General features: G+C 62.3%; 12 protein-coding genes. 1 reads left to right on the top strand and 11 read right to left on the bottom strand.

Annotation, left to right across the window (positions count from 1 at the left end; all coding sequences use genetic code 11):
- Positions 1-4: 4 nt before the first annotated feature.
- Both N6L27_RS14720 and hslV read right to left on the bottom strand, forming a co-directional pair.
- Positions 5-1,075 carry a hypothetical protein gene (locus N6L27_RS14720; RefSeq protein WP_271908049.1) on the bottom strand — a complete coding sequence of 357 codons (1,071 nt, stop codon included), beginning with the start codon at positions 1,073-1,075 and terminating at the stop codon, positions 5-7.
- A 1-nt stretch (position 1,076) separates the two neighbouring features.
- Positions 1,077-1,640: an ATP-dependent protease subunit HslV gene (hslV, locus tag N6L27_RS14715; protein WP_271908048.1), complete on the bottom strand. Its 564-nt coding sequence runs from the start codon at positions 1,638-1,640 to the stop codon at positions 1,077-1,079.
- A gap of 221 nt (positions 1,641-1,861) precedes the next feature.
- On the opposite strand from hslV, the gene N6L27_RS14710 reads away from it, so the two are divergent.
- Positions 1,862-2,053, top strand: coding sequence for a DUF1127 domain-containing protein (locus N6L27_RS14710; protein ID WP_039184491.1), 192 nt, complete (start codon positions 1,862-1,864; stop codon positions 2,051-2,053).
- Positions 2,054-2,106: 53 nt separating this feature from the next.
- On the opposite strand, the gene N6L27_RS14705 is transcribed toward N6L27_RS14710, so the two are convergent.
- From N6L27_RS14705 to N6L27_RS14665, 9 genes are all read right to left on the bottom strand, one after another.
- Entirely contained in the window at positions 2,107-2,478 is a 372-nt protein-coding gene (locus tag N6L27_RS14705) for a Lin0512 family protein (protein ID WP_271908047.1), read from the bottom strand.
- On the bottom strand, positions 2,475-2,822 hold the full coding sequence (locus tag N6L27_RS14700) for a Lin0512 family protein (protein ID WP_271908046.1): 348 nt from the start codon (positions 2,820-2,822) through the stop codon (positions 2,475-2,477). Before N6L27_RS14700 ends, N6L27_RS14705 begins: the two co-directional genes overlap by 4 nt.
- A 150-nt stretch (positions 2,823-2,972) precedes the next feature.
- Positions 2,973-3,293 (bottom strand): thioredoxin, encoded by a 321-nt coding sequence (gene trxA / locus N6L27_RS14695; protein ID WP_019295334.1) that lies wholly within the window; start codon positions 3,291-3,293, stop codon positions 2,973-2,975.
- Positions 3,294-3,355: 62 nt separating this feature from the next.
- Entirely contained in the window at positions 3,356-6,709 is a 3,354-nt protein-coding gene (addA, locus tag N6L27_RS14690) for a double-strand break repair helicase AddA (protein ID WP_271908045.1), read from the bottom strand.
- Entirely contained in the window at positions 6,706-9,639 is a 2,934-nt protein-coding gene (gene addB / locus N6L27_RS14685; RefSeq protein ID WP_271908044.1) for a double-strand break repair protein AddB, read from the bottom strand. The genes addA and addB overlap by 4 nt, the downstream gene beginning before the upstream one ends.
- Positions 9,629-10,321: a nucleotidyltransferase family protein gene (locus N6L27_RS14680; protein WP_271908043.1), complete on the bottom strand. Its 693-nt coding sequence runs from the start codon at positions 10,319-10,321 to the stop codon at positions 9,629-9,631. Before N6L27_RS14680 ends, addB begins: the two co-directional genes overlap by 11 nt.
- Entirely contained in the window at positions 10,321-11,319 is a 999-nt protein-coding gene (locus tag N6L27_RS14675; protein WP_271908042.1) for an aminoglycoside phosphotransferase family protein, read from the bottom strand. The genes N6L27_RS14680 and N6L27_RS14675 overlap by 1 nt, the downstream gene beginning before the upstream one ends.
- Positions 11,316-11,792: a tRNA (adenosine(37)-N6)-threonylcarbamoyltransferase complex ATPase subunit type 1 TsaE gene (tsaE, locus tag N6L27_RS14670; RefSeq protein ID WP_271908041.1), complete on the bottom strand. Its 477-nt coding sequence runs from the start codon at positions 11,790-11,792 to the stop codon at positions 11,316-11,318. Before tsaE ends, N6L27_RS14675 begins: the two co-directional genes overlap by 4 nt.
- A gap of 49 nt (positions 11,793-11,841) precedes the next feature.
- Positions 11,842-13,389 (bottom strand): PAS-domain containing protein, encoded by a 1,548-nt coding sequence (locus tag N6L27_RS14665; RefSeq protein ID WP_271908040.1) that lies wholly within the window; start codon positions 13,387-13,389, stop codon positions 11,842-11,844.
- Positions 13,390-13,406: the final 17 nt, after the last annotated feature.

Genomic DNA, 13,406 nt, shown 5'->3' with positions numbered 1-13,406 from the left:
CGTTTCAGTGTGAGGGCGGCAGCCGGTCAAGTGGCAGCACACCGGACAAGGGGGTAAGCATGGCCGCTCGGATGCGGCTCCAGAAGGCGCCGAGGGCAACCAGAAACACGCCAAGCGCCAGTATGGTGATGGCGGTGCCTTCGCCGTTGAACACGGTGCCGGCCAGGGTGACGCTGTAGCCGATGGCGGCAATCAGGAAGGAGCGGCGGTCGATGATGATTGCGATGAGGGCAAACAGCACAAGGACGGCAAACAAGAGAAGGTTTGAACTGGAGGTTCCACTGTCCAGAAGGCTGAGAGCAATGGTGTTGACCAGGGCTGGCGCGGCAACGACATGCAGCCAGAACCCCTGCGCTGATCGTCTGGTGACGCGATGCGGATCGCTGAGGTCAAACCCCATGGCAACGGCAAACACCGCCAACCCGACCGCGAGGGTGATCCAGGCAAACGAACCGGTGGCTGACAGCAGGAACAGATCGCCAATCCCTGCCGGGGTGCCGGCCTGAATGGCGCCGGACAGCAGCGCAAAGGCAAAGACCCCCAGCGCAATCAAAGCCATGGCAAATGGCACCCGGAAGCGCAGCCAAAAGAGCGCGATGGCCGCTGTTGTCAACGCCAGGGGCAGCGGCAGGCTGCCATAATCGTTCTGGGCAATCATGAAGGGCTGGCTAAACTGGGCATTCAAACCGGTGCCCGCATTGATGGCCCAAAGAAGCGACAGCGCAATCGCCGGCGCCACCATGCGGCGACGGCGGATGAAGTACCCGGACAGACCCCATAATACGACGGCGCCGACGATAGCGGCCGTTACGGCCTTTCTTTGATAGTCGCTCGGAGATCCGCTCAGATCAATTGCGATGAAACCCACCCAGCCCGAGGTCAGGATCAGCAGGCCGATGACGATGAAAATCTCGTTGAAACCTTTGAACAGCTCAAAAGGCTCATCTCCGGGGGCGAGGTCTTCACGTGCCCCCCGCCGGCTGTCTGCCAGCGCCAGTAATGACGCCGCCTGTGCCTCGCTTACCAAACCTGACCCAACAGCGGCCCGCAGGTCATCCTGACCTATCCGGCTCATCTCAGCCGTCCTGGCCGATGGTTTCCACCGTCAGCCTGCCATTGGTATAGACGCAGATGTCGGCAGCAATTGCCATTGCATCGCGGGCAACGTCTTCTGCGGATTTATCGCTGTCCATCATGCCGCGGGCTGCTGCCAGGGCAAAATTGCCGCCGGATCCGATGGCTGCCACGTCATGTTCGGGCTCCAGCACGTCGCCGGCGCCGGTGATCACAAACATGTCGGTTCCGTCGGTGACGATCAGCATCGCTTCCAGCTTCTGCAGGTATTTGTCTGTGCGCCAGTCCTTGGCCAGCTCAACACTGGCGCGGGCCAGCTGGCCCGGGGTTGCTTCCAGCTTGGCTTCCAGCCGTTCCAGCAGGGTGAATGCATCCGCGGTCGAGCCGGCAAAACCGGCCACCACATCAAAGCCGCCGGGCGACAGCCGGCGGACTTTGCGGGCGGTTCCCTTGATCACTGTCTGCCCCAGCGACACCTGACCATCGCCGGCAATGACCACCTGGCCGTTCTTCTTGACGCCGATGATGGTGGTGCCGTGCCAGCCGGGGAATTGATCGTCTGCCATTTATGCCTCCGTTAAGTTGCCCCCTATATGGAACCATCCCCCCGCCGGCACAAGAGAGCGGGCGGGATCACAGGCATTGCCACGGCCGCCAGGCCTTTTGCTGCTATGCAGAAAGTGCAAGGCGGGGCTGTTGAACCGGCAATTGCGGGACTCAGCCACGCATCCTACATGAGGCTCACAACCGGCACAGGGTCGGCTGTTTCTTAGAAGGATATGCGCAAATGACGACCGCAAACATTCATGCGCCGCTCGGAGCAGTCACCGTTCTCCGCGTGGTCGACACTATGACCAGTGTGAAAAGCTCCATCGTTGAGTGGTACGAAGCCCGCGAAACCCGCAAGGCTTTGTCCCGGCTGACCGATGCGCAGCTCGATGACATCGGCATGAGCCGCGCTGATATCGCAAAAATCTGAGACCAGAATGGTCGAAGATTTAGAAAGAGCCGCCCAGAAACGGGCGGCTTTGTTCATTCTGGGACGGCGATATTGTATTTTCCGGCCTGATCCGGCAGCCAGGCTTCAATTGCAGCGGTTGCCACCACGTGGCGGCTTCCTGCGTCTGCATCTGCAACATCCAGCCCGCCCTTGACGGCACGCACGCTGGCCCTGCCCCGGGGCAAATCCTGCGCGACCAGATCGCAATCAACTGCCTCCGGCTGCTGCACCCCGATGGTCACATCAACGCGCATTTCGCTGTGATCGATACCAAGCTTGGCGAACAGGGTGATAGACGAATGATGCAGCGCGTCCTGCACAGCACGGCGCGCAGCCTTGGTGTAATCCTGACCGTAAAGATCGTTGCCTGTGCCCATTTCCAGAATGATACGCTTCTCACTCATTCCGCCGCCTCCATGTCAAAGGAAACTACCACCGCCGCATTGGCAATCACCGTGCGCCCGCCATGCGGTTTCTCAATGTTGAGCCCGCCTTCCACAACACGGATGCTGGGTTTGCCGTAGGGGAAGATTTCAAGCAACGCGTCCCTGTCGACGGCGTCCGGTTTCTGCACGCCGATCTCCGCTTCGATGATCATGTCTTCCTTACGGAAATCAAAAAGCTCCGCCATGCTGACGGAGTTGTGCCATAGCGCGTCCTTGATCGCGCGGCGGGCGGCCTCGGTATAATCCTCGCGTCTCAGCGATGTGCCCATACCGAATTCCACCAATACCCGTGTCTTGGACATTTTGCCTCCATTACCTGTCTCCTGGCGAACCGTTGCAAGACATCAGCGCAAAGAACAGTGCCAGTTTGCTGCCGGCCGGTACGCCAGCGCTCAGAATGAAAAAGGGCCGCCCCGGCGGGGACAGCCCTTCGAAATCCGTTTGGATCCGGCTTAGATCGATTCTTCGATCCAGCTCTGCAGCGCAGCCTTGGGGGCGGCGCCGGCACGGTTGGAGATCACCTGGCCGTCCTTGAAGATGAACAGCGCCGGAATGCCGCGCACGCCCATGGCAGCGGCGGAGTTCGGGTTGCTGTCAACGTCGACCTTGGCGATTTTCACCTTGCCGCCGAATTCCGCGGCCAGCTCTTCCAGAGCCGGGCCGATTTGTTTGCAGGGACCGCACCACTCTGCCCAGAAATCCACCACAACGGGGATATCGGAGTTCTTGACTTCGGCGTCAAAGGTGGCGTCGGTGACGGCTACGGTGGACATATGCATGTCTCCATGAGTGTGTGGCAACTGGAGTTGGAACCTATGTACGGCTTAACGGATCGTCAAGGTTCCAGACGCCGCATCAGCGCGGCTGTCACAAGTTCGTGCGGCAGCGGCATCAGCGTGGCCGTTCGGGTCCAGAGCAGTGCAGTCTCAACAGTGCGGCCGGGGTAGATCTGCGCCAGCGCTTGGGCATAGGCACCCATTTGTCGCAGCAGGCCTTCGGGGCATTGAGCGGGCGTTGCAGGCACGGTGGCATTGGATTTGAAATCGACTGCCAGAACCCTGTCCGCTGTGACGATCAGCCGATCGATGATGCCGTGCAGACGGGTTCCATTCAGGTCTGCGGTTACCGGAACCTCAGCCAAACTTTCCGCGGAGAAAATATGAGCTAAACCCGTGTTACTCAGAACACTGGACGCTTCGGCGAGCAGGTCTTCAGTGTCACCGGCATTCTGCAGCAAGTTGCCGGCGAGCTTTGGCCAGAGACCTTCAGGCCGGCCTGGCAGATGCTCGAGTAAGAGGTGCAGCCGGCCGCCGCGCGCCTTGGCGGCATCTTCGTCAAGGCCCGCTTCACCCGGCAGGGCCTTAGCCCCGCCAAGATCAGAGGGGCTAAGCGCCGGTGCCGGCGCCTCGTAGGCTTTGGCAGGCCGGTTGAAAACCTCAGGCAGGCTGTGTTTCACAACTTTCTCGACCGGCGCGTCAACCAAAGGCAGCCCGTCCCAATCCCCGTGCTGCAGTCGCAAGCCGGCCCCGCCAGGACAGTCAGCCTCCACTGCGCCGCCTTCGCGCAAGGCGTGCTCTGTCATGCGGTACCAGCTGTCTTCCCGCTCACCCGCGTCGCCGGCGGCAGCGACAATCAGCCACTTCTCTGCACGTGTTAGAGCCACATATAGCAGACGCAGGCGTTCATTCTGCAGCTTTTCCTGGGCAGATTCGCGGGCTGCCAGCATGGCTGCAGGCATCTGATCCTTGGGAAGCTTCCAGACAGGTGTGCCATCGGCCAGCATGATCTCCGCGTCCCGCGGCGCCTGGCGTTTCGCGGTGTCCGGCAGGATCACAATCGGCGCCTCCAGCCCCTTGGATCCATGTACAGACATTACCCGGATCATGTTCCCGGCAGCGCCCATCTGGCGTTTGATTTCCAGATCGTCCGTCTGCATCCAAACCAGAAACCCGGTGAGGCTGGGCACGTCGGTGCGCTCATAAGCCAGTGCTTGTGACAACAGCGCATTGATACCGTCTTCCGCTTCCGGCCCCAGCCTGCCCAGCAATTTCTGGCGGCCGCCGTGGCGGGTCAGGATGCGTTCGATCAGGTCAAAGGGGCGCAGGAAATCCGCATTGGCGCGCAGGTCATCCAGCACTGCCATGGTTTCCGGGAACTCCCCTGCACGCTCCCGCAGCGCCGGCCACAGGTACATGGCTTCCCGCCGGTGCGCGAGGTCGAACAGCGCCTGCTCCTCCCAGCCGAACAACGGCGATTTCAAAGCCTCCGCCAGAGACAGAGAGTCTTCTGGCAGTGCCAGAAACCGCAGCAGCGCGGCGATGTCTTTCACCGCCAGTTCTGCGCCGACTTTCAGCCGGTCAGCGCCGGCAATCGGCAGTTCAGCCTTCTTGCACGCGCGGATGATTTCCGAAAACAACTCCGAACGCCGTTGTACCAGGATCAGAAAATCACCAGCCTGCACCGGACGGCGCTGAAACGTGCCGCATTCCGGGCCATCCTCGGGGATGGTGACACCTGTTTCGATCATCTTCTTGATCGACGCCGCAATCCGTTCTGCCAGGATCACCGTGTGGTGGCGGCTGCTGGGGCGGTCGACAGGGCTTGTCCAGTCTGGATCCTCGTCATCCTCCACCTTTTCGACCACCGGCCACAGGTCCACCCTGCCCGGCAGGTCTGATTTGAAGGCCCGGTGCAGCGCGTCCTTGCGAAAGCCGGCGCGCAGGCTGTCTTTGAACACCAGATCGACCAGCTTCAGGATCGCTGCAGAGGAGCGGAAGGAGAAATCAAGTGAGGCATCCTGCAGCCCTGCCCCGGTTTCCGCCAGCCGGTTGCTGAACTCCTGCTGCATCCGGTCAAACGCATCCGGGTCAGCGCCCTGGAAAGAATAGATCGACTGCTTCTTGTCACCGACAACAAAGATCGTGCGCTCCACATCAGAGCGCGCGCCCTCGCCGGCAGTGAATTCCTGCGCCAGCTTCTCGATCACGTCCCATTGCACCGGGCTGGTGTCCTGCGCCTCGTCCACCAGGATGTGATCGATGCCGCCGTCCAGCCGGTACAATACCCAGGTGGCAACACCCGGATCGTTCAGCAGCTGGCGGGCCTTCAGGATCAAGTCGTCAAAGTCGAGCCAGCCGCGCAGCTGCTTGCGGCGCTCATACTCTGGCAGAAAGGCGGCGGCAAACCGGTGCAGGTCGTGGCTCTTGCGCGCGGCGGACAGCGCCAAACGTTTGGCACGGGCATCCTCGACCCGCCGCATTAGCGGTTCCAGCTGATCCATCAGCGGCAGATGGGCTTCGCGCAGTTTCTTGGTTGGGAACTTGTCAATTTTGGCAGTAAACGGCTCCTTGGCGCTGGCGCCGGTCAGGAAAACACTTTCCAATGTGCCCAGATCTGCGAGTGTTGGCTTGGTGATCCCTGCCAGCTTCCCGGCCGCTTTCTGGTCGGTCGAACCGCCCTGCCCCAGCATCTCACGCGTGCGCTGCAGCAATTCTTCCTCGCCGCCCAGGAATACCAGCGTTTCCAGTGCTGTTTCGTCGAAACCTTCAGGCAGTTCGAACAAGTCCAGCAGCCCGGCCCAGCTCAGCGGTTCTCCGAAATCGGCCCGGCGCTGGCAAATCGCGGAGGTTAGTGTCTCAAAGTCGCTGTCGCTTACATGCCGCGCCAGGGCATCGACCAGCGGGGCCTCATCGCGTTGGGCAAAATCCTCCATGATCTCCGCCCGCAGCAGCTGGCCTGCCCGGTCGTCCATTTCGGAAAACTGCGGGCTGACACCAGCCTCCAGCGGGAAGCGGCGCAGCAGCGACGAGCAGAAGGAGTGGATGGTCTGGATCTTCAGCCCGCCCGGCGTCTCGATCGCGCGGGCAAACAGGGTCCGCGCTTGGGCCAGATCCGCAGGCGCGGTGCTGACCTCCCCAAGTTCGGTCAATGCAGCGATCAGCGCGGGGTCATCCAGCATCGCCCATTCACCCAGCCGTTTGAACAGACGGTTCTGCATCTCGCTGGCCGCCGCCTTGGTATAAGTGAGGCACAGGATGTGCTGAGGCTGCACGCCCTTCAGCAGCAGCCGGGCCACCCGGTCGGTCAGCACCTTGGTCTTGCCCGATCCCGCGTTGGCGGCCAGCCAGGTGGAGGTATCAGGGCGCGCAGCGCGGAACTGCGCCTCGGAGGCGGCGTCGCGGATGGTCATGCCAGATCCTCCGGCTGCGGTTCGGCGCTGCGGTCCCATTCGCCGTAGCGCGCCAGGTGGTCATAGTCGCCGGCAAGGTCGTCCCTATACACCATGCGGCGGCTCGAATAACCTTGTTCAGGCTCGAAATAGGCTCCAATCAGGGTCTTCAGCTCATCCCAGACCTTGGTCGGCGGCTCCTCCTCAAGCGGTGCGCGCACCTCTTTCATACTGGACCCAAGACCAATGAACAGGGCGCGGGAAACCTCCGCCGGGCCAAGATCGTCAAAGGCGCCCTCTTCTGCCATGGCGGCCTCGATCAGCAGTTGTTTCTCGAATTTCTTCTGCTGGGACTCGCTGGGTGGTGTGCCGGTCTTGTAGTCATAAAGATGCAGGAAACCGCGCTCATCCATGTCGATCCGGTCGGCGCGGCAGGCGATGGTGAAATCCAGCGGATCCAGCCGGGCGCTGCCTTTGGCTTCAAAGGCAACCGGTTTGGCGCGGGATTGCCGCTCCTGTTCTGCCAATACAAAATCGCTGGCAATCTTGCGGATGCGGCTGTGCCACAGGATGCGCGCAACCGGCCAGGGCACGTGGGTTTCCAGCAATTCCCGGGTCTTCTCAATCAGCTGGCTTGCGGTCAGCAGGCTAGGGTCCGCCTGTGCTTCCTTGATGAAACGTTCGAACACCTCATGCACCACGATCCCGCGCAGCAGGGCGTCGGGCTCCTGCACCAGCGGGTTCAGCGGCTTCAGACGCAGCACATGTTTGGCATAGATCGCATAGGGGTCACGGATAAGGCGCGGGATCTCTGTGATGGTCAAGCGGCGCGGGCGGGCCGCAACCGGCGGCCGCGGCGACGGGCGCGGCATCTGCGGAATGAACGCGGGTTCCTCCAGTGCGTCTGCCAAGCCCAGCCATTTCTGGCCCCTTGCACGCATCGCGTTCAGCGCATCGCGGCCGCCCTGATCCGGCAGCCCGGACAGCAGGTTTGTCAGCCGGTTCAACCAGCGCGACGGCACGGTGTCGGCTTCTTCTGACCTCTCAGCGCGGGTCAGCCAGACCTCAGGTGCGGCAATCGCCTGCTGGAAGTCATGCGCCGACAGACCGATACGGCGTTCAGGCAGCAACAGCCCCGCCTGGTTGCGCAGCTGGCGGTTCAGCCAGGGATCAGGGCTGGCGGCCTCCGGCCAGCTGCCTTCGTTCAAACCGCCCAGAATGACCAGATCGGCGCCCTGCACCCGGGCCTCCAGCGTGCCCCAGATCATGATCGAGCCATAGGGCGCATCGCGGTCGCGCACCTCGCCCTGGCTCAGCAGCGCGCCCAGCAGGTCGGCGAAATCACGGGCGCTCATTTCTCCGCCAAAGGGGGCTTCGGCTTCCAGGTTTTCGATGCAGGCGAGGGCGGCTTGCCCGGCTTTCTTGTCCCAAAGTGTCCCTGCGCCATCAGCCTGGCTGCCGGCGGCGATGCGCTCGGCCAGCTGCCGCAGCCGTTCGGCCCAATCGGTCAGGGGCAGAGTGCCGGCGATCTCCTGATCCGCGAAACAGGCGGACAGCCATTCTGTCCAACCGGGGATCAGGTTGCGTCCCTTTTCAAAGCCGGCAAAAGCCGCGGCATCGGGGAAGGGCGGTCCATTGCGGCGCAGCGACAGCTCCAGCTCACGGGTCTGGCGCAAGTGGTTGCCGCGATCAGCGCCGTCATGGGTGAGCGGGTGCTTCAGCAGCGTCAGCAGGCTGTCGCAGGCCAGCGGTTTGCAGAACAGCCCGGCGACATGGCGCAGGAACCGGCCCGGCGGCGACAGCTGAAGCGGCTGGCCGGCGGAATCATCCGGCAGGATGTCCCAGCGGTCCAACGCGGCGGAGACTTGGCGCGTCAGCATCCGGTCGGGCGTGATCAGAGCAGCGGTCTGACCGTCCTCTGCCGCCTGGCGCAGGCGCAGCGCGATGGCCAGTGCCTCGGAACGGGGGCTTGGGGCTTCAACAAGCGTGACATTTTCCGTGGCTTTGTCCAACCCGGTCAGCTTGGGGCCTTCGCTCATCCAGGCGTCAGTTATCGGAGCAGGACGCAAGGCGAGAGAGACCAGACGGTTGCGCTCGGGAGAGACCGGTGGGGTTCCAGTCCAGGACAGTACATCGCCCGGGGCCAGCTCCAGATCTTTCATCAGTTTGTGGAAGCGGTACTGCGGGTGATCTTCCGAGATCATCGGGTCATCCAGACCATCCCAAACGTGGTCCGGCTGGTCAAAATCGAATCCGGGCAGCACCACCGCACCCTGCGGCAGGCGGGCGATGGCCTGCATCAGCATCAATGTGGTGCCGCGGGAGCCGGTTGAACCGGCCAGGATGACGGGATGCGGCGGCGGGTTTTCCTGCCACTCTCCAATCAGGTTCAGCACCACCTGCCGCTGCCGTGCCTGCGCGTCCATCGCGCCTTCATGCAGGCCGGTGAACTCATCCGCGATACCAATGAAGGCCTGCGCCCGCGCCCAATGGCCGGACATGTCAGAGACGTCCAGATCCCGGATGGCATCGGTGCTGACACCTTCACCCTGCATCTCGTCGATAAGAGCCGCGAGGCTGTCAGAAAGATCATAAAGGGACGCGCGGGAGGCTAGGTCAGGCTGCGCGTCCAGCAGCTTGGCGATCAGCTGCGACAACTCCAGCCGGCGCCGCAGCGGGGGCAGGGCGGGTGGCAATCCGTCCAATGCAGCCTTCTGCGCCAGATCGGTCAGCATCAGCATGCGTGGCAGCAGCATCGCTGGGCCGTTGTCAAACAGGCTGCGGATGCGCCGTGCCATGCGGGACGTGTTGACGATCAGCTCAGCCCGCGCCAGTGCCTCCGGCGGCAAGCTTCGGGCCTGCTCCCGCAGCCCTTCGACCAGCGCACCCGGAAAATCCACGCCGCAGGACACGGCAAAAACACGCGGTTTGGCGGACGGTTCAAACATCATCTGCGGCTATCAGGTCCTCGGCCAGTTTGATCCCTTCGGGATGGCCCACATCGCACCAGCGGCCGGGATATTCCAGCGCAAACAGCCGGCCGGCTGCAGCCATCCGGTTCCACAGGACATTGAGAGAGAATACCTGCTCCTCGACGTCGTGCAGCCCCTCTGTTTTCAGGATCTGAACACCGCCATAGACCAGATTCCCGCCGCGGCTGATACGGCCCTCGGCATCGGCTGAGAAATCCCCGCAGCCAGTGCGCCCCGCCGCGCGCTCCAGCGGCACGCAGACCAAAAGCGCATCCATTCGGTCAGGGTCCCAGGCGTCTTGCACCAATTGCAGCGGGTTCGGGCCTTTCCAGATAGCATCCGTGTTCATCGTGAAAACCGGCCCGCTGCCCAGCAGAGGCAGGGCTTGGCGCAACCCGCCGCCGGTATCGAGGATCTCGGGCGCCTCATGGCTGATCAGCACCTTTTCAGGCTCTAAAAAGGTCAAAAGCGGTTCAGGCTTGTAATGCACATTGGCGGCAATCCGGGCCGGCTGAACTTCCTTGGCCAGATCCAGCGCATGGGCAATCAGCGGCCGGCCGGCAACTTCGATCATCGGCTTCGGCCTGTCGCGGGTCAGCTCCCGCATCCGGGTGCCAAAACCAGCGGCAAACAGCATCACGGCGTTCGGAGCACGCTGCATCAGGGCCTCAGCTTTTCCAGGTTTTCCGGTTTCGGTACGGGCAGGCTGTCACGCAGAAGACCCGCCACCGGGGCCAGCGCCGGGTGGTCCAGCCCGCGGATGAAATGATCCCAGACCCGTGGAATCAAATCCACATAGTGCGGTTTTCCATAATCCAGGCTGAGCCGCGCAAAGACACCCAGAATGCGCAGGTTCCGCTGCACGCCTAAAACGGTATAGGCGGTCCGGAAGCCGGATTTATCCGCGCCAGCAGCTGCGATGTAACGGCTGATCATCTGCATCTCGATACCCGCCGGCACGTCACGGCGGGCGTCCTGCAGCAGCGACACAAGATCATAGGCAGGGTGGCCGGCGCGCGCGTCCTGGAAATCCAGCAAGCCAACCCGGGCCACACCGTCGCGGTCCGGCAGCCACAGCAGGTTTTCTGCGTGGTAGTCCCGCTGGACCAGAACAGGATCGCCCTTGACCGTTTCGCGCAGGATGTCTTCGAACTGGTCTTCGAACCGGGCCTGCAGATCCGGGTCGACCTGGCCAAGAATACCGGCGCGGTATTTCGAAAAGGCCAGCCCGGCCATTTCCGCCATCAGCCGCGGGCCATAGGGCACCAATTCCGGCATCGGCGCCTGATGGAGGGCAACCAGCGCGTCGGTCGCCGCTTCATAGAGTTCTTTCTCCAGCGCGGGCTCGCGTTCGATGATGCGGGCATAAAGATCGTCTCCCAAATCCTCCAAAAGCAGAAACCCGTTTTCGCAATCCTGCGCCAGAATTTCAGGAGCACTCAGTCCTTGTGCACGCAGGTAGCCGGCAATGCGGACAAAGGGGCGGACATCCTCGCCTTTCTCCGGCGGCGCGTCCATCAGCACAACGGTCTGGCTTTCGCTGCCGGTCAACCGCTCATAGCGCCGGTTGGAGGCGTCGCCTGCCAGCGGTCCGCGCTGCCAGGTGGCACAGGGGGTTTGCGAAAGGAAACTTTCGCACAATGCGTTTCGTTCGCTCATGCGCAGATGCGCTCCATTAGGGGCCGCCATTTTTCATCGCTCCAGCGAAGCGTCAGATGGCGGCGGTCTTCGTGTTCCGGGTCGAGGGCTATCGCCAGATGCAACGCATGCGGCGGTGTCAGCTCCTGCAGCCGATCGGGCCATTCGACAAGGCAAATCGCATTTTCAAAGGCCTCGGTCAGGCCCAGTTCCTCCAGCTCATCCAAAGAGGACAGCCGGTACAGGTCAGTGTGCCACAGCTCGCCGGCGGGCACGTCGTAAGTCTGAACCAATGTGAAAGTGGGCGAGGGCACATCCTCCGGCTCGTCCATCAGGGACTGTATCAGATGGCGGGCAAAATGGGTTTTTCCGGCGCCTATTACGCCCTCCAGCAACAGGCAATCGCCGGGGCGCAAGGCTCCGGCGATCTGGGCGGCCATCTGGGCCGTTTCGTCAGGTGAATTCAGCGTGAACGACGCAGTTTCAATTGTCATGGCGGTAGAATGGCGCCGCCGCGCAGCTGCTGCAAGCGGGTTTCCCGGCTCAGCTCTTGCTTGAGGCGGGAAACCGTTCCTGGCCAGCCGGCAGAGCCGCGGTTTCAGGCTTGCGGAAGCTGACCATTGTGGCCCCGTTCTGGATAGCGGACACTTTGCAGACCAGCCCGGTGCCGTCGCGCAGCTGAACATTGGACCACCAGGCCTCGCGTCCTTCGCAGCCTGCCACGAAGTCACGGATTTCGCCCCAGACGGGGGTAGGCGCGCAGGTGTCCTGCCAGATCCGGCTGGCATCCATGATGGACACTTTGGCAAAGCTGGAGTCCGGATCCATCTGCCAGAGGGTGTCATACGCGCTGTTTGAAAAGCTCATGCTGCCGTCATTGGCGAACACTGCGATGGCTTCGTCCATCTGGTCCAGGATCGACTGCCCCATTTCCAGCTCAGAGCGGAACTGGCGGGTAAGGGTGACTTCGGCGGTGATATCCTCGAACAGGAAGGCGATGGCGCCATCCGGATGCGGCCGGCCGGAGACCTTGTAGACAGAGCCCGACGGCAGCGACCAGGTTTCCTGGTAACGGCCCTCGGCTGCTGCTTCCAGGAGGTCCGCCATCTGATGGCGCCAGCTGGAATAGCTCTTGGGTTCCGGCATCATACGCTGGTCGCGCAACCGGTCGAAGAAGGTCAGAAGGTTGGGCCGCGAGCTGAGGAAGTTTGCGGGCAGCGCGGTCAGGTCGATCAGCACTGGATTGAACAGCACCAGCTGGCGGTTGCGGTCAAAAATCGCCAGGCCGATTGACAGCTGGGCAAAGGTCTTGGCCAGGGTCTGCACAAAGTTGCGCTGGGCAACTTCGGCGTCGACCACGGCATTTACGTCGACTGCATGGCACAGCCAGCCGGCCTCGGTCTCGGTTGTCGACACGTTGTACCAAAGCTTCTTGCCGCTGTCCGGCAGCGGAATGTGGATGCGCTCTGGCTTGCCGCTGGTCATCGGATCGTGGAGATCGGTGAACAAAGGATCGGCAAAATCCGCACTGCCGCCGCGAATTTTATGGTTCAGATTGTCGTAGGCGAGATTGGACCAGGTAACGTTTCCATCTTCCGACTGAAGCCAGACCGGATAGGGGGCCTGGTGCACCGCAGCGCGCAGGGTGGTGAGTTCCTGATCCAGGGATTTGTTATGCTCTTCCAGTGTGCTGCGGCGCAGCTGCACGCGGGTGACACCATCAATCCACTCGCAATGTGCCTCGCGGCTTTCGGCAGAGGCAGTACCAGACAGAACAAGCGGCCCCACATCCTTAAGAAAACCGGGGGATTGCGGCAGGCCCGGGTAGCTGCGGGCCAGCTGGTCGCGCAGCATGCTCCAGTCAAAGTTCTCCGCCTGATCGCCGATGAACTTGCGGGCGCCGGAGGACCAGCCGATCAGGCTGCTGTCATCAAACAGAAAGACCGCGTCGGTGCGGCCGTCGCCGGCAAGCAGGTCATGTTCCATGCCATTGCGCCGCGGCGCGGGCGATAGCCACCAGACTGCGGCGGCAGCCGTGGCGGCGCACAGTGCGGCCAGTACAAACCATTCGATCGAAGCGAAATCCTGCATGTCTTCCTGCCTAGCTC

The sequence above is a fragment of the Leisingera sp. SS27 genome, from assembly GCF_028368855.1.
Taxonomy (GTDB): Bacteria; Pseudomonadota; Alphaproteobacteria; order Rhodobacterales; family Rhodobacteraceae; genus Leisingera.
This window is presented reverse-complemented; position numbering and strand designations above follow the sequence as displayed.